Source organism: Maricaulis sp. W15, assembly GCF_001924955.1.
Taxonomy (GTDB): Bacteria; Pseudomonadota; Alphaproteobacteria; order Caulobacterales; family Maricaulaceae; genus Maricaulis; species Maricaulis maris.
Genome location: NZ_LQXG01000017.1, coordinates 96442 through 116641 on the forward strand (window position 1 = coordinate 96442; position 20200 = coordinate 116641).

General features: G+C 64.3%; 24 protein-coding genes. 9 read left to right on the forward strand and 15 right to left on the reverse strand.

The window, feature by feature from the left end; all coding sequences use genetic code 11:
* Nucleotides 1–88: 88 nt before the first annotated feature.
* Complete coding sequence (locus tag AWH62_RS17010) at nucleotides 89–250, forward strand: hypothetical protein (RefSeq protein ID WP_158025608.1); 162 nt, start codon at nucleotides 89–91, stop codon at nucleotides 248–250.
* On the opposite strand, the gene AWH62_RS10125 is transcribed toward AWH62_RS17010, so the two are convergent.
* Entirely contained in the window at nucleotides 251–1717 is a 1467-nt protein-coding gene (locus tag AWH62_RS10125; RefSeq protein ID WP_158025609.1) for a LytTR family DNA-binding domain-containing protein, read from the reverse strand. It abuts the gene before it with no gap.
* A gap of 94 nt (nucleotides 1718–1811) precedes the next feature.
* On the opposite strand from AWH62_RS10125, the gene AWH62_RS10130 reads away from it, so the two are divergent.
* A complete protein-coding gene (locus tag AWH62_RS10130) occupies nucleotides 1812–2849 on the forward strand; it encodes a serine hydrolase (protein WP_075190375.1) in 1038 nt (345 codons plus the stop codon).
* Nucleotides 2850–2853: 4 nt separating this feature from the next.
* On the opposite strand, the gene AWH62_RS10135 is transcribed toward AWH62_RS10130, so the two are convergent.
* The 7 genes from AWH62_RS10135 to AWH62_RS10165 form a co-directional block, all read right to left on the reverse strand.
* The gene (locus AWH62_RS10135) at nucleotides 2854–3714 is read right to left on the reverse strand and encodes a 50S ribosomal protein L11 methyltransferase (protein WP_075190376.1); all 861 of its coding nucleotides are present in this window, start codon (nucleotides 3712–3714) and stop codon (nucleotides 2854–2856) included.
* Nucleotides 3715–3795: 81 nt separating this feature from the next.
* Nucleotides 3796–4722 (reverse strand): S9 family peptidase, encoded by a 927-nt coding sequence (locus tag AWH62_RS10140; RefSeq protein ID WP_083635129.1) that lies wholly within the window; start codon nucleotides 4720–4722, stop codon nucleotides 3796–3798.
* A 301-nt stretch (nucleotides 4723–5023) separates the two neighbouring features.
* Nucleotides 5024–5503, reverse strand: a complete 480-nt coding sequence (locus AWH62_RS10145) for a YccF domain-containing protein (protein WP_075190377.1) — start codon at nucleotides 5501–5503, stop codon at nucleotides 5024–5026.
* Nucleotides 5504–5640: 137 nt separating this feature from the next.
* Nucleotides 5641–7932: an ATP-dependent helicase gene (locus AWH62_RS10150; protein WP_075190378.1), complete on the reverse strand. Its 2292-nt coding sequence runs from the start codon at nucleotides 7930–7932 to the stop codon at nucleotides 5641–5643.
* Nucleotides 7933–8242: 310 nt separating this feature from the next.
* Nucleotides 8243–8578, reverse strand: a complete 336-nt coding sequence (locus AWH62_RS10155; RefSeq protein ID WP_233128297.1) for a GIY-YIG nuclease family protein — start codon at nucleotides 8576–8578, stop codon at nucleotides 8243–8245.
* Nucleotides 8579–8890: 312 nt separating this feature from the next.
* Nucleotides 8891–9421 carry a hypothetical protein gene (locus AWH62_RS10160; RefSeq protein ID WP_075190380.1) on the reverse strand — a complete coding sequence of 177 codons (531 nt, stop codon included), beginning with the start codon at nucleotides 9419–9421 and terminating at the stop codon, nucleotides 8891–8893.
* A 64-nt stretch (nucleotides 9422–9485) separates the two neighbouring features.
* Complete coding sequence (locus AWH62_RS10165; protein WP_233128298.1) at nucleotides 9486–11093, reverse strand: chloride channel protein; 1608 nt, start codon at nucleotides 11091–11093, stop codon at nucleotides 9486–9488.
* Between the two features lie 145 nt (nucleotides 11094–11238).
* On the opposite strand from AWH62_RS10165, the gene AWH62_RS10170 reads away from it, so the two are divergent.
* From AWH62_RS10170 to AWH62_RS10180, 3 genes are read left to right on the forward strand one after another with little or no spacing between them, the layout of a single operon-like run.
* A complete protein-coding gene (locus AWH62_RS10170) occupies nucleotides 11239–11556 on the forward strand; it encodes a helix-turn-helix transcriptional regulator (RefSeq protein WP_075190381.1) in 318 nt (105 codons plus the stop codon).
* Nucleotides 11549–11986, forward strand: a complete 438-nt coding sequence (locus tag AWH62_RS10175) for an SRPBCC domain-containing protein (protein ID WP_075190382.1) — start codon at nucleotides 11549–11551, stop codon at nucleotides 11984–11986. The genes AWH62_RS10170 and AWH62_RS10175 overlap by 8 nt, the downstream gene beginning before the upstream one ends.
* A 58-nt stretch (nucleotides 11987–12044) precedes the next feature.
* On the forward strand, nucleotides 12045–12677 hold the full coding sequence (locus AWH62_RS10180; protein WP_075190383.1) for a hypothetical protein: 633 nt from the start codon (nucleotides 12045–12047) through the stop codon (nucleotides 12675–12677).
* On the opposite strand, the gene AWH62_RS10185 is transcribed toward AWH62_RS10180, so the two are convergent.
* Complete coding sequence (locus AWH62_RS10185) at nucleotides 12674–12895, reverse strand: ribbon-helix-helix domain-containing protein (protein WP_075190384.1); 222 nt, start codon at nucleotides 12893–12895, stop codon at nucleotides 12674–12676. The two genes, AWH62_RS10180 and AWH62_RS10185, sit on opposite strands and share 4 nt — an antisense overlap.
* A gap of 58 nt (nucleotides 12896–12953) precedes the next feature.
* Nucleotides 12954–13745, reverse strand: a complete 792-nt coding sequence (locus AWH62_RS10190) for a peptidoglycan-binding protein (protein WP_075190385.1) — start codon at nucleotides 13743–13745, stop codon at nucleotides 12954–12956.
* A 123-nt stretch (nucleotides 13746–13868) separates the two neighbouring features.
* Between AWH62_RS10190 and AWH62_RS10195 the strand changes: the two genes are divergently transcribed.
* The gene (locus AWH62_RS10195) at nucleotides 13869–14537 is read left to right on the forward strand and encodes a DNA-3-methyladenine glycosylase I (RefSeq protein ID WP_075190386.1); all 669 of its coding nucleotides are present in this window, start codon (nucleotides 13869–13871) and stop codon (nucleotides 14535–14537) included.
* 89 nt (nucleotides 14538–14626) lie between these two features.
* On the forward strand, nucleotides 14627–14932 hold the full coding sequence (locus tag AWH62_RS10200; protein WP_075190387.1) for a hypothetical protein: 306 nt from the start codon (nucleotides 14627–14629) through the stop codon (nucleotides 14930–14932).
* A gap of 10 nt (nucleotides 14933–14942) precedes the next feature.
* On the opposite strand, the gene AWH62_RS10205 is transcribed toward AWH62_RS10200, so the two are convergent.
* Nucleotides 14943–15122, reverse strand: a complete 180-nt coding sequence (locus AWH62_RS10205) for a DUF4169 family protein (RefSeq protein ID WP_075190388.1) — start codon at nucleotides 15120–15122, stop codon at nucleotides 14943–14945.
* A gap of 32 nt (nucleotides 15123–15154) precedes the next feature.
* Nucleotides 15155–16549, reverse strand: a complete 1395-nt coding sequence (fumC, locus tag AWH62_RS10210; protein ID WP_075190389.1) for a class II fumarate hydratase — start codon at nucleotides 16547–16549, stop codon at nucleotides 15155–15157.
* A gap of 175 nt (nucleotides 16550–16724) precedes the next feature.
* Here fumC and AWH62_RS10215 point away from each other — a divergent pair, with 175 nt between their 5' ends.
* Together AWH62_RS10215 and AWH62_RS10220 are read left to right on the forward strand one after the other, a co-directional pair.
* Complete coding sequence (locus AWH62_RS10215) at nucleotides 16725–17063, forward strand: RusA family crossover junction endodeoxyribonuclease (RefSeq protein ID WP_075190390.1); 339 nt, start codon at nucleotides 16725–16727, stop codon at nucleotides 17061–17063.
* A gap of 117 nt (nucleotides 17064–17180) precedes the next feature.
* On the forward strand, nucleotides 17181–17801 hold the full coding sequence (locus AWH62_RS10220) for a hypothetical protein (protein ID WP_075190391.1): 621 nt from the start codon (nucleotides 17181–17183) through the stop codon (nucleotides 17799–17801).
* A 21-nt stretch (nucleotides 17802–17822) separates the two neighbouring features.
* On the opposite strand, the gene AWH62_RS10225 is transcribed toward AWH62_RS10220, so the two are convergent.
* Genes AWH62_RS10225 through AWH62_RS10235 form a run of 3 tightly spaced genes read right to left on the reverse strand, consistent with a single transcriptional unit; the run spans nucleotide 17823 to nucleotide 20037 of the window.
* Nucleotides 17823–19052 (reverse strand): MFS transporter, encoded by a 1230-nt coding sequence (locus tag AWH62_RS10225; RefSeq protein WP_083635132.1) that lies wholly within the window; start codon nucleotides 19050–19052, stop codon nucleotides 17823–17825.
* Nucleotides 19049–19546, reverse strand: a complete 498-nt coding sequence (locus AWH62_RS10230) for a PaaI family thioesterase (RefSeq protein ID WP_075190392.1) — start codon at nucleotides 19544–19546, stop codon at nucleotides 19049–19051. Before AWH62_RS10230 ends, AWH62_RS10225 begins: the two co-directional genes overlap by 4 nt.
* Complete coding sequence (locus tag AWH62_RS10235) at nucleotides 19543–20037, reverse strand: SspB family protein (protein WP_075190393.1); 495 nt, start codon at nucleotides 20035–20037, stop codon at nucleotides 19543–19545. Before AWH62_RS10235 ends, AWH62_RS10230 begins: the two co-directional genes overlap by 4 nt.
* Nucleotides 20038–20200: the final 163 nt, after the last annotated feature.

A 20200-nucleotide genomic window follows, 5' to 3' on the forward strand; every position in this document is an offset into this window, starting at 1 on the left:
GCAATTGCGCAGTCCGGGCTTGCGGAAGCGCTGCTTCGCAAGTGCAGCAATCCATGGCTAAAGCGCGGGGAATTCACAGGAGTTTCCCATGCTGTACGGGATTGATGACTGGCGCTCGATGAACGCCAACGACATGCTCAACCGCTCGCTCGACCGCAATCGCGAACGCGCCGGCCTGCGCCGCATGCCGCGCAATACCGACGTCAACGCCCTGCTGGCCAGTTTCGGCCTGAAGGGCAAGCGGGCCTGATCAGGCCTTTCGGCCGGCCAGGCGTTCACGCAATCCGGCCACTTCGCGGCGGCTGACCGGGATCGACGCGCCTGTTGCCAGAACGATCTGGTAGCGGCTGCCGACCTCGCTGGTCAGGGCCTCGACATGCGCCAGATTGACTGCATGTGAGCGGTGAACCCGGACGAATGCGTCGGGTAGAAGATCGACCAGGGCGCTCAGATTGCGATTGTCCAGATGGGTCACGCCAGCGCGCGTGTGCACCTCGGTATAATTCCCGGCCGCGGTGAGATGGACAATATCCGGGCAGGCCAGCCGTGTCAGGCGCCCGGTGGCCTGCAGTGCCAGTATCTCCGGTGGTGCGACCGGCACCGGCTGGAGCAGGTCCGGCCAGCGGATGGCCGGCAACGCCAGCAGTCCCAGAACAAGCGCGTACACGCCTCGGTCGATCAGGTCCGATGGCAGGGCCAGCGCATAGAGCGGTATGATCGCCAGCCCGACCGCCATGGTGCGGGCCGGACCATCGCCGCGCCAGGCGATCCAGACCGCGGCCGAGCTGATGAGACTGGCGGTCACCGCTGCGGATTTGGCGTCATAGCCGGTCAACGCCAACAGGCCGGTCAGGGCGATGAGCCCCGTCGCCCCCATCCAGATCCAGGCCAGACGTCCGGTCGCTGCCCAGCGCAATTGCGCAAAGCGCAGAAGGGCGAACCCGAACAGGGCGAGGCCGAGCAGGCTGAGCGCTTGGCGCGGCTGGTGCCAGTCATAGGGGTAGTTGATCATCGCCCGTGAAATCTCGGCCAGCCCGGCCAGTGTCAGACCGGCCAGCGAAACCGACAGCCAGATGCCCCGCCCGTCGCCGAGTCGGCGAGACCGCAGGGCGAAGGCCAGTGCGAGGGCAACCAGTCCGGCACCGAGTATGACCAGCGGCAGATAGTAGCGCACGGATCGTCTCGTCTCCGAGCTGTAGGGCATGACGAACAGCGACTGGACCAGGCTGTAGGGCGTGTAGCCGGCGCGGTGGCTGGACAGGCGCATGACCAGCTGATTGCCGTCCGGCTCGATCAGGCGGGCCGGAACGGCAAACAGGCTGTCGATCGGCCCGGCCACTTCGTCTGCGGGGGTCGCGCCGGGCTGACCTTTCTCGCCGATCCGCACACCATTGAACCAGAGTGTCGCCGAGAACGGGCCGGATGTGCTGATTGCCGGTGGTGGACCGTCTTGCGCAATCGGGACGTCATCCCAGACGAGCCAACCCGTCGTCCCGGGGCGTTCAATGGAACGATAGGCCAGCGGCTGTCCGGCGCCCGGGTCTGACAGGACGGTTTCCAGCCCGGCATCGACGTCGATATAGCGTACCGTTTCCGGCATTCGGGCGTCGATCCGGGGCAGCGGTGCGGTCAAGAGGAAGGCGAGCGCCAACAGGGCCAGCCCGGCACTTTCCAGGCCGGGCCGCAGGTCTGCCATCGCTTTGAGCCATCCAGCCATGATGTGAGCCATTCATCCTTTTGCGATGGGCGTGTCCTCGATTGCACGGCATGAGCGCTCTTTGCCGGGGGGCAAGTCAACAACAGGAATGCACATGCTGATGATTGGAAGTCTTTGGATTGCGAGTGCCGCAGCGGCAAGTCTCTGGCTGGGCGCTGCCGGCCAGGTCGCGACGCCGGTTCCCGCCGAACAGGCGCAGGCCGTCTTTGACCCCGTTGCCGAAACCTATCCCGCGCTCAACGCCACCGTAATGGTTGGCGGCGAGATTGTCTGGGAGGCCGAGGGCGGCTGGTCACGCGATGCGGCAGACGGTGTCGCCGCGTCCTACAATGTCTACTCGGTCGCCAAAATGCTGACCGCGCTGGCTTTTGTCCGGCTGGCCGAGACCACCGGGCTCGACCTCGACACGCCGGTCGGGCAGATCGACCCGGACCTGCCGGCGCACTATGGCGCCGTCACCTTGCGCGAACTGCTCGATCACCGTGCCGGGGTCCGCCATTACACCTCGCGTGAGGACTGGATCGCCTTTTCCGACCGGCGCTGCGAGACACCGGCCGATGCGCTGGGCCATTTCATCGACGCGCCGCTCGCCGCGCCTCCCGAAGGCGAGATCGCTTACAGCACCTATGGTTACGTCCTCTTGAGCCACCTGCTGGTGCAACTGACCGGCACCGGCAGTTTCGATGCGGCGATGCAGGTGGCGCTTGGCGATACCTACCTTGCGCGGCGCGATCGCATCGATGCCGACAAGGCGGCCAACTGGGTTGATCTGGGCGCGGGGCCACAGCTGATCGACGGCCTGTCAGCCGAGTGCAAATTCGGGGCGGGAGGCCTACTGGCCAGTTCGCGGGAGCTGGCCGCGATGGGACACGCCCTGGCGGCCGGCGAGATGGTCGAGCTGGAGGGCTGGTCGGACCTGCCGGGGCCCTGGGCCGGTTATGCCGAGAGCGTCGATCTGCACTACGCTGCCCATTCCGGCGGTTCGCCGGGCGGTCGGTCCTTTCTTATCGTCTATGTCGAGCCGCAGATCGCGGTCGCGTTGGCCGGCAATGCCGACAGTGAAAACCTGCAGGCCCTGTCGATTGAACTGGCCGACCTGTTTGCAGGGATCGACGAGGCGCCGGCTGAGTAAGTCGCTAGGTCTTGCTCGCCACCAGGGTTTCCCAACCTTCCAGCGGTGGCTGGCGGTGGACGCTGAGGCCGGCGGCCTCATAGGCCGTGCGCACCATGGCTTCCTGTTCGGTCAACAGGCCGGACAGGATGACCTTGCCGCCGGGTGTCAGGATATCCGCGATGCCCGGGGCCAGTTCGACCAGCGGACCGGCCAGGATATTGGCCAGCACCAGCTCGAACTGGCGACCCGCCAGCTTGGCATGATCGAGGCCTTCGGCGACAAAACAATCAATGCCCGGCGTTTCGTTCTTGCGGCAGTTCTCGAGGCTTTCCTCGACCGCTTCCGGATCAACGTCGGAGGCCAGGATCTCGGCATCGGGCAGCGCTTTTGCGGCCGCGATGGCCAGCACCGCAGTCCCGCAACCCAGATCGAGGATACTGGTCGGGACGGCGCCGGCATCCAGCATTTGCGAGAAGGCGATCAGGCAGCCGCGTGTGGTGCCGTGATGGCCGGTGCCGAAAGCGGGTCCGGCCTCGATCTCGATGCCGATCTGGCCGTCAGCCACGGCGTCCCGGTCATGGGCGCCAAACAGGGTGAAGCGGCCACCCTCGACCGGCTTGAGGCCCTTCAGCGACAGGCGGACCCAGTCCTCTTCCGGCATCGGCGCGCAGGACAATTCCATTTCGGCCGGGAAACCGGCTGTTGCGCGCACGACCTCGATATCGGGGTCTTCGGTGAAGATCAGGTCGAGCCGGGCAATGTCGCCTTCGTCAAACAGTGACCAGGACGACATCGCCTCCAGGCCCACCGCATCGAGATGTTCGACCACATTCCCCAGAAGGGCAAAATCGGCTTGCGTCGTCAGTCGCCAGAATTGTGTCATGGGCACTCCTTTGGCGCGAGGGTTTGGACGGTGATGGCGGGGAAATCAAGCGGGCAGGGTTTTGGTGCTGTCGCTGGAGGCTTACTCGCCGCCCAATGCCTCAATCAGCTCCGCCCGGATATCCTGCCAGGCCGGTGAGGTCGGATCGATCAGTTCGAAATGTCCGGCCTCCGTCAGCACGACATGGCGGACCGTGTCACCGCGCGCCTGCGCCAATGCGGTGTAGTGAGCGCCCAGGGACAGCGGCACGATCGGATCGAAATCCCCGGACATGATGATCTGTTCGACGCCAATCGGCCCCATGGCCGCGGGTGAGACCTGCGCCATCAGCGCCGGCGTCTGGGTCTCCACCGGTCCGATCAGCTCATCCACGGTCGCGGGCTCGCCGCAGCGGCCCGGACCATTGGCGCGATAATCGGCCAGGTCATTGATGCCCGCAAGGGTGACCACGGCGTCCGGCAGCAAGGGGGTTTCGCGCCAGGCGGCACTGTTTTCGGGCAGATTGCCGCGCGCGGCCGCCCACAGCGCCAGATGGCCGCCCGCCGAATGTCCCGTGAAGACCAGCCGGTCGAGATCGAGCGGGTGGGCCTGTGCGACCAGGCGCAGATGATCGATCCCGTCGGCGATGTCTGCAAATGTGCCCGGCCAGCCGCCGGTCTCATGCCCGATGCGGGCATACTCCAGATTCCACACGGCGATGCCATGCTCTTGCAGGTCCGCGGCGACATAGTCCTGCAGGATGGTACCGGGTATTTGCGACAGCCAGCAGCCGCCATGAATCATGGCCACGACCGGGAAGGGACCGTCGCCCTCGGGCAGCCAGAGTTCGCCAAACTCCAGCGCCCCCTCGCCAAAGGCGATGCGTGCCGTTGCGGCCGCGCGTGGCCGGTCGAGGAGCTGGTCCCAGCTGATCGGGCGGGCATCGGCATGCGGGTCGGCATACGGCACCGCCGTGTCAGGCTGGCAGGCGACGAGGAGGGTGCTGGCGAGCAGGAGGGAACGGATCATGGGGGCGCTTCGGCTGACTTCGAACTCTCAACCTTCCCCGAAACGCAAATTTTGTCATCCCGGACGGACGCCCTGACTTGATCAGGGCACAGATCCGGGACCAGTACGCTCAATCCTGCAAGAGCGAGTGCTTACAGGTCCCGGCTCTCCAGCCCGCGTTCGCAGGCTGAAGCCTGCGCCCGCGAAGGCGGGGCGCCGGGGTGACAATGTGTGTTGAGGCGGTGCGGAATGAGGTCCTTCCCATTGATGGCGAAGGTGGACCGGGTCGGTGGCCTGACGCGCCAGCTTCGGTCTGCGTCGTTCAAAGGCGTCTCGCCGCTGAGGCGGCAATAATGTCTTCGGCGAGCTTTGTCGGAACGAGCGTGACCCCGAATGGCGCGAGCGCGACCGGAGCCAGTTTGAAGTGCGCCAGGGCATTGGGAAGGCAGACCGGGATGGAAATGAGGATGATGCAGGCGGCCAGGTTCGCCAAACCGGCAAGGATATGGGTGATGGCGAGAAGCAACCCGAACGTGAAAACCCAGACGAAATTGGCCAGGAATTTGATGACGGCTGACGCCCGTGAAAAGCCGTCATCCACAATCGGCATGTTGTTGGCTTCCTTATAGGCGTTCACCGCATCCCGGGAGACGGGTCGGCGGCCGAACGGCCAGTAGGAATAACCGACCATCGGCAACAGGAATGGAAGCAGCGGGAAAAAAATTATGGCGCCGAGAAGGTAGAGGCTCCCCACGACGAAACCGCCCAAAACGAACCATACGATGTTTCCGAGAAAGGCCATCGAGGCGCCGCTCCTGTTTGCGCGTCCTTTGATTGCGTATTAACTATAATCCCGTAAAAGTTGCATTGTCAATCGACCGTGCGGCGAGCTGTTCCGGCCCGGCATGGTCGGGTTTGGTTGGCTGTGACGGTGCGGGCCTAAGGCAATTCCCGCAAGAAATTCTCCACCACCTTTTTCTCGCCGGCCTTGTCGAATTTCACGGTGTATTTCGAGCCGTCGGCCTTTTTCACCGTGCCGTAGCCGAACTTGTCGTGGAAGACACGGTCGCCGGCGCGCCAGGTGCCTTGGGTGTCGGAGCCACCGCTCTCAATGAGCGTGGCCTTGGCATTGATGGTGGGCGGGGCCGAGCGGCGGCCGGACTGCTGGTTGGCCTGATAGCGTTTCCAGCCGGGGCTGGAATAGCTCGACGCCATGGCGTCGGGTTGCTGGCTGACGCTTTCAAAGCCCGGGCCGCTGTCATAATAGCCGGTCTCCGAGCGCGCCTCGACATGGTCGATCGGCATCTCATCGATGAAGCGCGACGGGATGACCGTCTGCCAGCGGCCATAGATCATGCGATTGGCGGTGAAGGTGATGATGGCGCGCTCGCGGGCGCGGGTGATGCCGACATAGGCGAGGCGGCGTTCCTCCTCGAGCGAGCGCGTGCCACCTTCGTCCAGCGAGCGCTGCGAGGGAAAGACGGTCTCTTCCCAGCCGGGCAGGAAGACGAGCGGGAATTCCAGGCCCTTGGCGCCGTGCAGCGTCATCAGCGAGATCTCGTCCTCGTCCGGCTTGCGGTCGGCATCGGTCAAAAGGGCGACGTGTTCGAGATAGGCTTCCAGCGTGTCGTACTCGCCCATGGAGCGGACGAGTTCCTTGAGGTTTTCCAGCTTGCCGGCGGCCTGCGGTGTCTTGTCCTCGCGCCACATGGCGGTATAGCCGCTTTCGTCGAGAATGATCTCGGCCAGCTCGTCGAGACGGCTCTGTTCGGATTGTTCACGCCAGCGCTCGACATCGCGCAGGAAGACGGAAAGGGCGGTACGGGCCTTGCCGCGGATCTCATCGGTGCCGAGCATGAGGCGGGTGGCCTCGGTCATCGGCACGCCCTGGGCACGGGCGGTCATGGCGATCTTCTGGACGGTGGTGTCGCCAATGCCGCGCTTGGGCGTGTTGACGATGCGCTCGAAGGCGAGATCGTCTTCCGGCGAGCGCACCAGGCGCAGATAGGCATGGGCGTCGCGAACCTCGGCGCGCTCGAAAAAGCGCGGTCCGCCGATCACCTTGTAGGGCAGGCCCAGCATGATGAAGCGGTCTTCAAAGGCGCGCATCTGCCAGGCGGCACGGACCAGCACGGCACTGTCGGAATAAGCGCGCTGACCTGAGACCCAGTTCTCGATTTCCTCGGCGACAAAGCGGGCCTCGGCCTCGCCATCCCAGATGCCGCGCACCTGGACTTTCTCGCCCTCGGCATCATCGGTCCACAGCGTCTTGCCAAGGCGCGACCGGTTGGCGGCGATCAGGCCGGAAGCCGCACCGAGGATATGCGCGGTTGAGCGGTAATTGCGCTCCAGCCGGATCACGGTGGCGCCGGAAAAGTCCTTTTCAAAGCGCAAAATGTTGTCGACCTCGGCGCCGCGCCAGCCATAGATCGACTGGTCGTCATCGCCGACGCAGCAGATATTCCCCGTGCCCTGGGCCAGAAGGCGCAGCCACAGATATTGGGCGATATTGGTGTCCTGATACTCGTCGACGAGGAGATAGCGGAACTTGTCGTGATAAAGCTTCAGGACGTCGGGATTGTCCTTGAAGATGTGCAGGGTGTGCAGCAGCAGATCGCCGAAATCGCAGGCATTGAGGGTTTTCAGGCGCTCCTGGTAGATCTGGTAAAGGCCCTGGCCGCGCCCCTCGGCAAAGGCCCATTTGTCGTCCTCGCCCAGCTGGTCGGGCATCAGGCCGCGGTTTTTCCAGCCATCGATCAGGCTGGCGAGATGGCGCGGCGTCCAGCGCTTCTCGTCGATATTCTCGGCCTGGATGATCTGTTTCATCAGGCGCAGCTGGTCGTCGGTATCGAGAATGGTGAAGGAGGATTTCAGATCCACCAGCTCGGCATGGCGGCGCAGGATCTGGGCTGAGACCGAGTGGAAGGTTCCCAGCCAGGGCACGCCCTCGACCGCTTCGCCAATGATCTTGCCGACCCGCTCCTTCATCTCGCGCGCCGCCTTGTTGGTGAAGGTGACGGCCAGGATTTCCCACGGCCGGGCGCGGCCGGTGGCGAGGATATGGGCGAGGCGGGTGGTCAAAACGCGGGTCTTGCCGGTGCCGGCGCCGGCCAGAACCAGGACCGGGCCGTCCATGGCTTCCACGGCGGCGCGCTGCTCGGCATTCAGCCCGTCAAGATAGGGCGTCGGCGGCGCGGGACGCGCCATGTCGGAGATGGAAAGACCGGACATGCAATTCCCTGCAGCTTGGACGGCGGGTTCAACGCGGGTCCGTCGAACCGATTCAATCCGTCATACTGGACTGATTGGCGCCGGTCCCCAAGGGAGGGATGTGTGATTGTTCGTTTTTTGTTCGCTTTGAATTGAGAGTTGAGCAGGCGAGTGGTTGAACCGCTCGTCGGCCCCGGATCTGCGCCCGGCTTTCGCCGGGCTTCGTCCGGGGGAAATGAGCCGGGATGTTTGACGCGCCGCACACATATTTTTCCCGGACGCGCAAAGCGCGATCCGGGACCGACGTTGGGTTTATCGATCCAGAACGCGCTCAATCTTCGAGGCGGGTGACCATCGGCACTTCTTTGTCGAAATCACCGCGGATATCGAACCAGAGGTCTTTCCAGCCCGGGTTCACGGATTCGATCAGCGCGATCTTCCAGGCGCGTCGCCAGCGCTTGATCAAATACTCGCGGTGGGCAGCGGACTCGAAGCCGTCATGCCATTCGAACCAGCCGAGTTGCTTGATGCCATGGCGCTTGGTGTGGCCGGGAATAGCGCCGGTTCGATGCTGCCAGGTGCGCCAGATCAGGTCTTTCGTACGTCCGACATAGAGGGCACCGTGCGGACGGCTGAAGAGGATGTAGACAGCTTCGGGCGCGAGCATTGTCATGCAATTTATAATTGCATGTATTGTGTGTTCAATCAACTGAAACGGGAGGGATTTTGGTCGGCCCCGGATCTGCGCCCGGCTTTCGCCGGGCTTCGTCCGGGGGAAATGAGTTTGGTGTTTGCAGCTATCAGCTTTGGCATCCGGAGTTGGCAAGCTTTTCGTCGCGGATGACACACGCCTTCTTCTCAATCCACGCCCATTTTTCCCGGACGCGCAAAGCGTGATCCGGGACCGACGTTGAGCTTATCGATCCAGAAACTGCTCAGTCTTCGAGACACGTGACGATCGGCACCGCGTCGATCGAACTCACCCGAACAGCGCGTCCACATTGGCTTGGGCGGCTTCGTCGTCGAGTTCATCTTCGGTGGTGGAGCCGCCATGGATGGTGCCGGACGCGGCGGAGATCAGCGGGCGGATTTCTTCGCTGGCCAGTTCCGCGATCCGGGCGCAGGCCTCGGGGCTGGTGGTCTCGCGCAGCACGGACTGGGCGCGCAGGACCTCGCCATTGATCTGCAGGATCAGGGTTTCCAGATGGGCCCGCACGGCATTTGGCGCCGCCCGGTAGGCGAGAATGGCCAGTTCCTTGTCCTTGAAGGAGGAATTGGCGAAGTGGCTGGGATAGTCGGCCGGCGCCCAGTCCAGCACATCCTCGGCGCAATCGGGCATGTCGGGCAACATTTCCATCAACATCACCACTTCATTGAAATGGTTGAGATAGTCGGTCGCGAGCCCGGTTGTCGGGTTGATATTGGCCGTCCGCAACGCCTCTGCAGTCAGTGGCGCTTCGCCGAGCACGGCGCGCTCGCTGGCAGGAATGTCAAACCCGTTCGGTTCCATTGCGCGACCTTATCCGCGACATTCTTTCCAGAGCAATAACCTTGCTGAAGCCCGGCGAACGGTCTCAGCGATGCTCTTCTTCGCTGATCTCAGCGAGGCGGCGGGCATAGGCCGCCTGGGCATCGGCCTTGGTGATGATGCCGGTCACCGCCTGGGCGTCCGAACGTTCGCGGACGACAGCGCTATCAATCTGCTCGGCGTCCATGACGGCGATGGCCCGGCCCAGCATGTCATCTTCATAGACGCAGCTGCCATCGGGCACTTCGGCTTCTCCCCAGCTGCCCAGCGGCTCCATCACATCGCGCACGCGGACCAATTGCAGGACCAAGCGGCTTGCGCCGCCGGCGATGTCATAGCCACGCCGGCGCAATTGCAGCTGGAACAGCGAGCCGCCCAACGCCGACTGGCTGAGAACGGTGGCCAGCGAGACCGCGACCAGCACCGCGACAGACGCCTCATAGCTGGCGGTCAGTTCGAACACGATCAGCGTGGTCGACAGCGGCGCGCCCAGCACCGCGCCGGCCACAGCCCCCATGCCGATCACCGCGAAAAAGCCCGGGCCGGCGGTCTGGTCGCCAGCCAGTACGGCCAATGCGATGCCAAAGGCCGAGCCGAGCATGGCGCCGAGATAGAGCGAGGGCGAGAACACGCCGCCGGCAAAGCGGCAGGCCAGCGAGATGATCGTGGCCAGTGTCTTGAGAATGAGCAGGAGGGCGAGAAGGCCGAATGTGTACTCCGTCGCCAGCGCATTCGACGTTGCCTCATAGCCGACGCCGAGAATTTCCGGCGCCATCAGCGCGATCAGGCCGATCACCAGGCCGCCGGGAATGGGCAGCAGCCAGCTGGGCATGTGGATGCGTTCGGCCCAGCCGGCAAACAGGGCGGGCAGGTGCAGCGTGCCGCGATTGAAGATGATGGCCAGTCCTGCCGCCGCCACACCGAGCAGCGCCGCGGCCGGGAAGTCCCACAGGCTGGCAGCAGCCATTTCCGGCACGCCGAAAACCGGGGCCTGGCCGAAATGGAAGCGCACGATCAGGGCGCCGACCACGCTCGCGGTCGCCACCGGCGCGATCGAACGCAGGGCGTAATGGCCGAGGATGACTTCGAAAGCGAACAGGGCGCCGGCAACCGGCGCGTTGAAACTGGCCGAGACCGCCGCCGCCGCGCCGCAGGCCAGCATGATGCGCGAACCGCGCGCCGCCATGCCAATACGGCTGCCAATGAATGCGGCAAGGGTGGCGCCGAGATGGACGGCGGGGCCCTCGCGTCCGGCACTGGCTCCACCGCCCAGCGAGACGGCCGACATCAGGGCCGAGTAGAGGCCGGAGCGCAGGTCGATGCGTCCGGCTTTCACGGCCCGCGCTTCCAGCACGTCGGCGACGCCGAGCCCGCGCCCGTCCGGGGACAGTCCGAAGCGACGTCCCAGACCCAGCATGATGGCGATGATGATGCCGGTAATGAAGGGGATCAGAACCAGGCGCCAGGCTGGCAGGTCGGCCGCGGTGCTGGCCAGGCGTTCCTCGGTGGCGCCGAAGGCAAATTGCTCGACCCAGCCAATGCCCAGACGCAAGCCAAGCGTGGCGTAGCCGGCACAGATGCCGACCAGTATGGCCAGCCCCCAAAGGGCCGGGCCGCGACCATCGCGAAAGGCCTGTCCGATCCGGCTGATCACATCGTCCCGCCTGGAAGAATCAATCCTGTCCCCGGTGTGGCGCGGGTCGCGTGTCAGGGTCAAGCAAAGGTCGGTTTCGCACTGCCCTTGACACGAAACCAATCGGTATCATATTAACGAAACCAGTTGGTTTCATGAGGTGGTGATGATGATACAGGATCACGTGTTCAAGGCGCTCGCCGATCCGACCCGCCGGTCCATTCTCCTTCTGCTGGCAGAGGGTGACCGGACGGTGGGAGAGGTGGCGAGCCGGTTCGACATGACGCGGCCGGCCGTGGCCAAGCATCTCAAAGTGCTTGGCGATGGTGGTCTCGTCTCGGTCGAGGCACGCGGCCGGGAGCGCATCAATCGTCTCAATCCGGAGCCGCTGGCGGATGTGGCCCGCTGGGTCGCCCGGTTCGAGGTGTTCTGGGATCAGCGCCTCGCAGCTCTCAAGAAAGAAGTGGAGACGACGCATGACTGAAGCCCGTATCGAAAAATCGGTCTTCCTGAAAGCCAGCCCGCAACGGGTCTGGGATCATCTGACCCGGCCGGAATTGCTGGCCCGCTGGTTCCACCCGTCCGACACGGAATTGACGACGGATGCGGCCTTCGCCCTGCTCAGCAATAGCGGTGACGGATCGAAGGTTTGCTGGGGCGACGTGCTGGAAGCGGAACCGCCGACCCGGCTGGTCTACAGCTTCACGCACAAATGGCTGGAAGGTCATGAGACGCGGGTTGAATGGACCTTGTCGGCCGTCGCCAACGGCACCTTGCTGAAGCTTGTCCATGACGGGTTCGCCGGCGCAAAAGTCGATATCTTCGACAGCCTGTGTGACCATGATGCCGGCTGGGACGAACATTTCGTCAAGCTGCGTGACCGGGTCATGGAAGCAGAAACGGCCGCCGCCTGAGTTGGCGCTTGTACCCCCGCATTGAGCCGGTAAGCTGACCGCTCAATGCGGGGGGATCATGCATAAGTCACTCATTTTTCCAGTCAGCCTGTTGGCGCTTGTCGCGGCGGGCAGCGGTGCTTCGGCTATGCAGGGCGAAAGGCTGACCAGCCAATACACGCGGATCGACGAGGCCTGCGTCGAAAGCCAGCTCCCGGACGAACCTGTCTATGAAGCCGTCTGCCCGGGACACGGCGGATGGCGGGTCCACATCGTGTCGGGCGAGCACGGTTCGGCGTCGGCCTATGCCCGCCCGGGCATTGACCGTTCCGACTATATCAACGCGCCGACGCGGGGCCTGTTTGGCGGCTTTCATGATGTTGTCGAATGGCGCTTGGACGATGGTGAGGCCTTCGCCACGATCCACCGCTATGTCCATTACAACACGCCCGATGTGATGGAGTTCTACGACGGTATCGAAGCACCCAACACCTTGATTGTGACGGCGCTGGCGGCGGAAGGGGGCTATACGGTCTGTCCGGTCGCCTTTGTTGATGCCTCGGTCCTGCCCGAGGCCAACATGATTGCCCGGGCGGCTGCGGACGAATTGGCGCGCGGTTGGGATTGTGGCAATGAGCCGATCCGCTTCAATGAAGCCATGCCCGATGTCGAGACCTATTTCCTCTCGCTGGGCAGAAAGCGGGCGGGTTAGGTCCCGTCGATCTCACGGCGCAGCGCCGTCAGGATCCAGACCCGGACCGAGGAGGCCAAAGGCTCGTCATCGCGTGCCGCATCAATCTCCCCGATCAGGCTGGCGAGCGAACGCGCCTGGAGACCGGCCAGCCGGTCTATCTCGGCCCAGAATTCCGGTTCGAGCGAGATCGAGGTGCGATGACCGGCAAGTGACAGGGAACGTTTGATCAGGGGCATGACGGCAAGCTTGTGTCCTGGAGGCTGAAAGGCAAGACCCGGTGTGCGGTGGCAACAGTCAGGCGTTGGCGGGTTCGTTGCGCGCAAGCCGGGCCCAGCTGGCGGCGCCGACAATCCCGTCGGCAACGAGACCGGCCTGGTTCTGGAACGTGATCACCGCCGCCTTGGTTCCCGGTCCGAAATCCCCATCCAACCCGACCGTGATGCCAGCCTCGCGCAGGCCATGTTGCAGCCGTGCGACGACCGGGCCGCGGGTGCCCTGGCGCAGCACCGGAAGGGCTGTGGCGGGGGCAAACAGGTGTCTTGCCAGCTCGGCCTTTGCCTTGGCCAGGCAGGCACGGCGATCATCCAGCCCGTTCAGACCGCCATTGACGGCCCAAGTGGCCGCGATGATGTCATCGCGATCGGCATGGGCGTTGATGTCGCGGCGGCGCCAGTATTCGCAGGCGATGACAAGCGACAGGGCCGGTTCGGCAGCTCGTTCGGGTTCGTCCTCCAGGGCGATGCCGACGGCCTCGCCGAAAGCGCGGTAATTGGCCCGGCCGGTCAGCTGGATCAGGCCGCGGCCCTTGTAACGCTTGCCGTCGCCCGGCTCGGTATTGCCGAGATCCGTCCGGCCTTCATAGGCTTCCCCCGACGCGAATTCCTCGGTGGTCCGAAAGCCGGCGCTTTCATGCGCCGTCTGGGCCAAAAAATGCGCGATGCGCAAAGCCGTGTTGATGGCATAGCGCTCAAGCGTGGTGGCCAGCTCGTCATTGATCCGGGTCAGGATTTCGTCCTGGCGGGCAGCCTTGTCGCCGGAAAAGCGTGGAGCAATCGCGCGAAGCGTGTCGGACGTGACGGTCAGCATGGCGGAACTCCATTGGGTGGCTGCAACTTTAACAATGATTTATGGTCGATTCAATCTTTGAGGGAGATCTTGCCCGCTTGCGTCCGGCACCAGGTTCACCATCTATAGTGCGGGGAGAGCACCATGAATTCCTTTGATACGATCCGCGCCCTTGCGCGCCAACATCATCCCGATCTCGACACGCGATTGGCGGCCCATAATGGCCCGAAATCCCCGGACGCCCTGCGCGCCGTGCCGGATGATCGCTGGCTGGCGCAGATGACGCGCTGTGTCTTCCAGGCCGGTTTCGTCTGGAAAGTGATCGAGGCCAAGTGGGACGGGTTTGAAGCGGCGTTTGAAGGCTTTGATCCCAACCGTATCAGCTTCTTTTCCGATGACGATATCGCCCGGCTCGCCTCGGATGAACGCATTGTGCGCAATGGCCAGAAGATCACCGCCACGGTCGAGAATGCCCGCATGGTCGCCGATCTGTCGGCCGAGCATGGCGGTTTCGGCAATTTCATGGCGCAGTGGCCAAGCGATGATCAGGCCGGGTTGCTGGCCTTGTTCAAGGCGCGCGGCTCCCGCCTTTCCGGCATGACCGGTCAGTATTTTCTGCGCTTTTCCGGCTGGGATGCGTGGATCCTCTCCGCCGATGTCGGGGCCGCCCTGGTGCGCGAGGGCGTGGTCGACAAGCCGCCGACGTCGAAATCCGCCATCGCGAAGTCTGCCGCCGCAATCGCCGCCTGGGCGAAAGAGGGCAGGTGTTCGCAGAGCGAAGTCAGTCGGGTCCTGGCGCTGAGCGTCGGATAAGTTATTGGGGCGAACTGAGCTTTCCCTCTGGTATTGGAAAGCAACCTGGACCAATTCGGTTTGGTTGGGTCCGTTGAGCGAGGCGCCGCATGTTGCGTTGGTACAAGCCTGTCCACCTGTCAAAGCTGCGCGTGAAGGACGTGCCGGACCTGCCGGGCGTCTATGTGCTGCTGCGTGATCCGGACGATATATCCAGCGTGCTGAAAATCGGACCGGCCCGTTCGCTGCGGGCCATGTTCGAACGGGAATTGGCCATTCCGGACAAGGGGCGTGGCCTGCACCCCAAGGCGATGATGTTTGCTGAAACCTGGGCCGATGCCGAAGAGGCGCAACGCCTGATCGTCGCCTACAAGCGCAAGCATGGCCGTCCACCGGTGATGAATTCGCCCTATTAGGGGCAGTGGCTCAGCTGTCGTCGCACTTCTTGCCATCGAGCTCGGCCTTGCGGCGGGCAGCCTCGGCCTCGGCCTGCTCGCGCAGGGCCCGCGGCGTGCCGTGGATCACGCGATTGATGTCCGCGACCGCCGCCTTGTCCTTGCGGGCCTTCTGCTTGCGGTATTGGCGAAGATTGACCGGCTTGGTCATGGCAGGCGTGTTCCTCTACCCGTGCCCGGTGATCAGGCCTTCGGCCCGATCATCTTTTCCGGACGCACGATCTCGTCGAACTGTTCGCCGGTGACAAAGCCCAGCTTGACCGCTTCCTCGCGCAGCGTGGTGCCGTTCTTGTGGGCGGTCTTGGCGACGATGGTGGCATTGTCATAGCCGATGGTGGAGTTGAGCGCGGTGACCAGCATCAGCGAGCGCTCCATCAGCGCGGTGATATTGTCCTCACGCGCCTGGATGCCGACCACGCACTTGTCGGTGAAGGTGTTGGCAGCGTCGGCCAGCAGGCGGATCGACTGCAGCACGTTGAAGATGATCACCGGCTTGAAGACATTGAGCTCGAAATGACCCTGCGAGCCGGCAAAGCTCACCGTGGTGTTGTTGCCCATCACCTGGGCGCAGACCATGGTCATCGCCTCGCACTGGGTCGGGTTGACCTTGCCCGGCATGATCGACGAGCCCGGCTCGTTTTCCGGCAGCGCAATCTCGCCCAGGCCCGAGCGGGGGCCGGAGCCCAGCAGGCGGATATCATTGGCGATCTTGAACAGGGAGACGGCAGCCGAATTGAGCGTGCCATGCGCCTCGACCAGGGCGTCCTTGGTGGCCAGCGCTTCGAACTTGTTCGGCGCGGTGACGAATTTCAGCTTGGTCAGCGCCGCCACTTCGTCGGCGAAGGTCTCGGCGAAATCGGGCAGCGTGTTGAGACCGGTACCGACGGCCGTGCCGCCCTGGGCCAGTTCCAGCAGGGCCGGCAGGGCCGCCTCGATGCGGCGGATGGCGTTGCCGACCATGGCGACATAGCCGGAGAATTCCTGGCCTAGTGTCAGCGGGGTGGCATCCTGCAAATGGGTCCGGCCGATCTTGATGATGTCCTTGAAGGCATTCGCCTTGTCGTTGAGTGCATTATGCAGCTTGTGCAAGGCCGGCAGCAGGGCATGGGTGATCTCTTCGGCGGCGGCGATATGCATCGCCGTCGGGAAGGTGTCGTTCGAGGACTGGGACCGGTTCACATGGTCATTCGGGTGGATCGGATCCTTCGAGCCGACCACGCCGCCGAGCATCTGAATAGCGCGGTTGGAGACCACTTCATTGGTGTTCATGTTGGACTGTGTGCCGGAGCCGGTCTGCCAGACAGACAAGGGGAAATGATCATTCCACTTGCCCTCGGCGACCTCGAGTGCGGCGGCGGCGATGGCGTCCGCCTCGCGGGCCTCCATATTGCCCAGCTTCTTGTTGGCCAGGGCAGCGGAACGCTTGACGATGCCGAGGGCCCGGATCAGCGGAACCGGCATGGTCTCGACGCCGATCGGGAAGTTGATCAGCGAGCGGGCGGTCTGCGCGCCAAAGAGTTTTTCGGACGGGACTTCAAGCGGTCCAAAGCTGTCGGTTTCGGTGCGCATCTCGCTCATCAGGGGAGGCTCCTTGCAGCGCCATGGGCGCGGGTCGATGATGGTGACGGTTGATTCGAACGTGTATCACTCGCACATGAACGATCAAGACGATGATGCGCATCGCCGGGGGGCGTGACGCAAATCCGGGTAACAGGTAGAGGGCCAATCCGTGATGGGGAGGTTGCAGGCGACCATGTCTGGCGATGAACTCAGTCTGCGCGTTGATGCCGTCACCACGCAGACCCGGCGATTCAGGTCGCTGATCGGCGAGTTCTTCCGCCTTGAATTCAAGCGCGCGCGTCCGACATGGGGGCCGTATGAGGTCTGTATCGAGATCCAGCGCCCGCCCGGCAGTTCGGCTCATGATGTCGACAATGTCGCCAAGGCGGTGCTGGACGCACTGACTGGTGTCGTCTTCCACGATGACAGCCAGGTCGAACGCCTGTTGGTGACCAAGATCGACGGCGACAGCCCGCGAATTTCCGTGACGGCGCGGCCAATGCAGGAAGTCCGGGTGCTCGAAGACGCCTGACGGGCCTGTCGCGCACGGCGTGTCGTCGCCGCACGCTTTTGCGAGCGAGGGCGACCGCGCCAGCCCTTGCCTCCGGGACACAGCTTTGCTTTGCTGGTGGCATCAGGGGGAATAATCATGAAACGCATGAGTTTGGCTGCCGTGCTCGCGGCAGGCGTCGGTATGGGCGCGATCGCGATGGCGCAGGATGCTGTCTACACCTACACCGATGAGCGAGGCAGCTGTGCCGGTCAGGAGCTGGTTTCCGACGATGAGCGTGTCACCTATGTCCAGGCGTGTGACGGGGTTGCCGGCTGGCGCTGGATTGCCGAAGCGTCCGAGCACGGCCAGACGTCGCGCTTCAGTGATCGCAATGATCCGGAAACGGGTGGCCAGTATGGCGGCTATATCGGCAATTTCGGCCAGTATCACACGGTGATCGAATGGCGCGTCGGGGTGACCGGCACGCCCTATGCCACCATCCATCGCTACATCTCCGCCACCTTCGAGACCGGTGAGCCGGAACGTCAGGAAACCCTGATCGTCACCGCGCTGCGACCGGGCGGGACGCCAACCTCCTGTCATGTCGGCTATGTCGATGCCTCAGCGGTCGCGGATGCCAACCGGATTGCCCGTGACATGGCCGATCAATTGGCGTCGGATTTCGACTGTGACAGCGGTGAGATCTGGGTCGTCGATGCCGCCTCGCCGAGCCTCGACGCGGCGCTGGCGAACGGCTCGACCCGGTCGTCGCACTAGGACCGACAGGCCCGCGCCCTGTCAGCCACGTCCGCCGGCCAGCTTGCCTGCCTCCGGCCGGGCGCGCAGGCGGGCCATTGCCCAGACACCGACCGCCGGGCCGATTGCCAGCGGCGCGAAGCCCCAATTCCAGCCCACCCAACCGATCCAGGCGCCAAGCGCCTGTACCGTGATGACGGTGAGGGCAAAGCCCATCGCGGTCTGCAGGGTGAGCAGGGTGCCGGTGCGCTCGGGCGGCGCAAGCTCGGTTATGGCGGCCGAAAATTGTGCGCTGTCGGCGATCACGGCCATGCCCCAGACGATCAGCAGTGGCAGCATGATCCACGGCGGCAAGCCGAACGCCGGGCCGACCAGAAGGGCGCAACTGCCGGAGATGGCCAGCGCCAGCATCGCGATCCGGGTTCGACCGAGCCGGTCGGCAAGACGACCGGCTGCGAGGCAGGCGAGGGCGCCACTGGCGACCACGACGAAGGCGGTCAGATCGCCCAGCCGGGCCGGCGCGTCATATTGCTGCCAGTAGGCGTGCGCAAACGGGCCGATCCAGGCCCACATCGCATACAGCTCCCACATATGCCCCAGATAGCCCAGATTGGTCAGGCGCAAGGCCGGATCGCGGATCGCGAGCAGGGCGGCGCCGGGGTCGAAAGGTGCGGCCGGTCGCAGGCCCGGTCCGCCGCGGGCGAACAGGATCGCCGCGGCCGCCAGCAGGGCCGCCAGCGTTGATGCCGCGAAGGGCAGGCGCCAGTCCGGCACTGCATTGGCGAGGTTGAAGGCAAAGGGCAGGGCCGAACCCAGGGTCAGGGCGCCGACCAGAAGGCCGACCAGGAAGCCGGCATCGCCACGCGCCCAGCTGGCGGCCAGCTTCATCCCGACCGGATAGACAAGCGCGAGCGCGGCTCCGGCAATCATCCGGCTGGCAATCATGGCGACGCCGCCGGGTTCCAGCATCAGGGCGAGGAGATTGGCCAGGGCAGCGATAATGGCGCCTGCCGCAAACAGGCGCTGCGGGACAATGCGGTCGGCAAGGCCGAGCCCGGCGCTGGCCAGGGCACCGGCCACGAAACCCAATTGCACACTGCTGGTGAGCATGGCCTGCCGCAGCGGGCTGATCGCGGCGGCGTCGATCAGGGCCGGCAGGGCGGCAGCGCCTGCGAACCAGATGGACAGGGCGAGGATTTGCGACAGGGCGATCAGGCAAAGCGCAGCGCGCTTGCCGGGCAGGGAGGTGGGCGCCGGCGGGGCCGCTGTCACGGTTTGGCGGCGGGTTTTACCCGGCGGACCTGACAGGTCGCGCTGGCCTTGGCGGCGATCTCGCCGGCGGGTGTCCACACCGTGCCCTCCATGAAGGCGACGCGGCCGCCAATGCGCATGGCTTCGCCGCGCGCCCGACACGGCTCAACCGGGAGCGGATTGTAATAGCTGGTCTTGATTTCCAAGGTCGGCACGCCGCAGGTGAAGCGTTCGGCGACCAGGACCGACAGCGACATCACCTCGTCCAGCATGGCGGTGATGATGCCGCCCTGGACACTGCCGCGCAGATTGGCGAGTTGCGGGGTCGGGTTGAAGCGGGCCTCGATCCAGCGTCCCTCAATCGAAAGATCGACCAGTTCGAAACCCAGAAGGGTGGAGACATTGGTGCGAACGTCGCGTGATGTCAGGCGCTGGCGGATCTCGTCCGCGTCCAAGGGTTGCGGGGGCGGACCCTCCACCAGATCGGGGGCCAGCAAAAAGGGCCGTTCACTCACTTCTTGCGGAAGCTGTCGAGGCTGACGACCTGGGCGCCATCGCCAGTGTCACCGGACCCGCTGCCGGTGGCGTCGCCCTTGCCCTTTTTCGGCTTGGGATCATCGCCCGGGAAGCCGGTCTCGTCCTCGGTGCCTTCATGCTCGAACTGGAGATGGAAGCCGACGCTGGGGTCGTGGAAGCGCGAGATCGCGGAATAGGGCATTTTCAGATATTTCGGCACGCCGGAGAATTTCAGCGTCACCTCAAAACCGGTGTCGGTGACATTGAGGTCCCAGAACTGGTGTTCGAGCACGATCGTCATCTCTTCCGGGTATTTTTCCAGCAGGGTCGGGTCGATATCGACACCCGGCGCGGTCGTCCGGAAGGTGATGTAGAAATGGTGCGGACCGGGCAGGCCTTCAGGGGCCGCTGCCTTGAGCAGGGCCTGGCGCACAACGCCGCGTAGCGCGTCCTGCGCCATCAGGTCGTAGCGCATCAGGTCTTTGGCCATGTTGTACTCCCCCGGGTATCCCTGTCGAAGGGTACTCCAAGCCTCAAAGAGGTCAACGAGGAAGGGCGGCGCCTCTGCACATGGTGAACAGGGTGTTTACGGATGGGCGGTGTCCGGTCGACAGGCGTCGGGCCGCACAGGTCGGGGCGTCGATGATGAGGGT

What these genes read in the sequence shown, in the direction of transcription:
- AWH62_RS17010 (WP_158025608.1), top strand. Translation starts at nt 89, where the DNA reads ATGCTGTACGGGATTGATGACTGGCGCTCGATGAACGCCAACGACATG.
- AWH62_RS10125 (WP_158025609.1), bottom strand. Translation starts at nt 1,717, where the DNA reads ATGGCTGGATGGCTCAAAGCGATGGCAGACCTGCGGCCCGGCCTGGAA.
- AWH62_RS10130 (WP_075190375.1), top strand. Translation starts at nt 1,812, where the DNA reads ATGCTGATGATTGGAAGTCTTTGGATTGCGAGTGCCGCAGCGGCAAGT.
- AWH62_RS10135 (WP_075190376.1), bottom strand. Translation starts at nt 3,714, where the DNA reads ATGACACAATTCTGGCGACTGACGACGCAAGCCGATTTTGCCCTTCTG.
- AWH62_RS10140 (WP_083635129.1), bottom strand. Translation starts at nt 4,722, where the DNA reads ATGATCCGTTCCCTCCTGCTCGCCAGCACCCTCCTCGTCGCCTGCCAG.
- AWH62_RS10145 (WP_075190377.1), bottom strand. Translation starts at nt 5,503, where the DNA reads ATGGCCTTTCTCGGAAACATCGTATGGTTCGTTTTGGGCGGTTTCGTC.
- AWH62_RS10150 (WP_075190378.1), bottom strand. Translation starts at nt 7,932, where the DNA reads ATGTCCGGTCTTTCCATCTCCGACATGGCGCGTCCCGCGCCGCCGACG.
- AWH62_RS10155 (WP_233128297.1), bottom strand. Translation starts at nt 8,578, where the DNA reads ATGCTCGCGCCCGAAGCTGTCTACATCCTCTTCAGCCGTCCGCACGGT.
- AWH62_RS10160 (WP_075190380.1), bottom strand. Translation starts at nt 9,421, where the DNA reads ATGGAACCGAACGGGTTTGACATTCCTGCCAGCGAGCGCGCCGTGCTC.
- AWH62_RS10170 (WP_075190381.1), top strand. Translation starts at nt 11,239, where the DNA reads ATGATGATACAGGATCACGTGTTCAAGGCGCTCGCCGATCCGACCCGC.
- AWH62_RS10175 (WP_075190382.1), top strand. Translation starts at nt 11,549, where the DNA reads ATGACTGAAGCCCGTATCGAAAAATCGGTCTTCCTGAAAGCCAGCCCG.
- AWH62_RS10180 (WP_075190383.1), top strand. Translation starts at nt 12,045, where the DNA reads ATGCATAAGTCACTCATTTTTCCAGTCAGCCTGTTGGCGCTTGTCGCG.
- AWH62_RS10185 (WP_075190384.1), bottom strand. Translation starts at nt 12,895, where the DNA reads ATGCCCCTGATCAAACGTTCCCTGTCACTTGCCGGTCATCGCACCTCG.
- AWH62_RS10190 (WP_075190385.1), bottom strand. Translation starts at nt 13,745, where the DNA reads ATGCTGACCGTCACGTCCGACACGCTTCGCGCGATTGCTCCACGCTTT.
- AWH62_RS10195 (WP_075190386.1), top strand. Translation starts at nt 13,869, where the DNA reads ATGAATTCCTTTGATACGATCCGCGCCCTTGCGCGCCAACATCATCCC.
- AWH62_RS10200 (WP_075190387.1), top strand. Translation starts at nt 14,627, where the DNA reads ATGTTGCGTTGGTACAAGCCTGTCCACCTGTCAAAGCTGCGCGTGAAG.
- AWH62_RS10205 (WP_075190388.1), bottom strand. Translation starts at nt 15,122, where the DNA reads ATGACCAAGCCGGTCAATCTTCGCCAATACCGCAAGCAGAAGGCCCGC.
- fumC (WP_075190389.1), bottom strand. Translation starts at nt 16,549, where the DNA reads ATGAGCGAGATGCGCACCGAAACCGACAGCTTTGGACCGCTTGAAGTC.
- AWH62_RS10215 (WP_075190390.1), top strand. Translation starts at nt 16,725, where the DNA reads ATGTCTGGCGATGAACTCAGTCTGCGCGTTGATGCCGTCACCACGCAG.
- AWH62_RS10220 (WP_075190391.1), top strand. Translation starts at nt 17,181, where the DNA reads ATGAAACGCATGAGTTTGGCTGCCGTGCTCGCGGCAGGCGTCGGTATG.
- AWH62_RS10235 (WP_075190393.1), bottom strand. Translation starts at nt 20,037, where the DNA reads ATGGCCAAAGACCTGATGCGCTACGACCTGATGGCGCAGGACGCGCTA.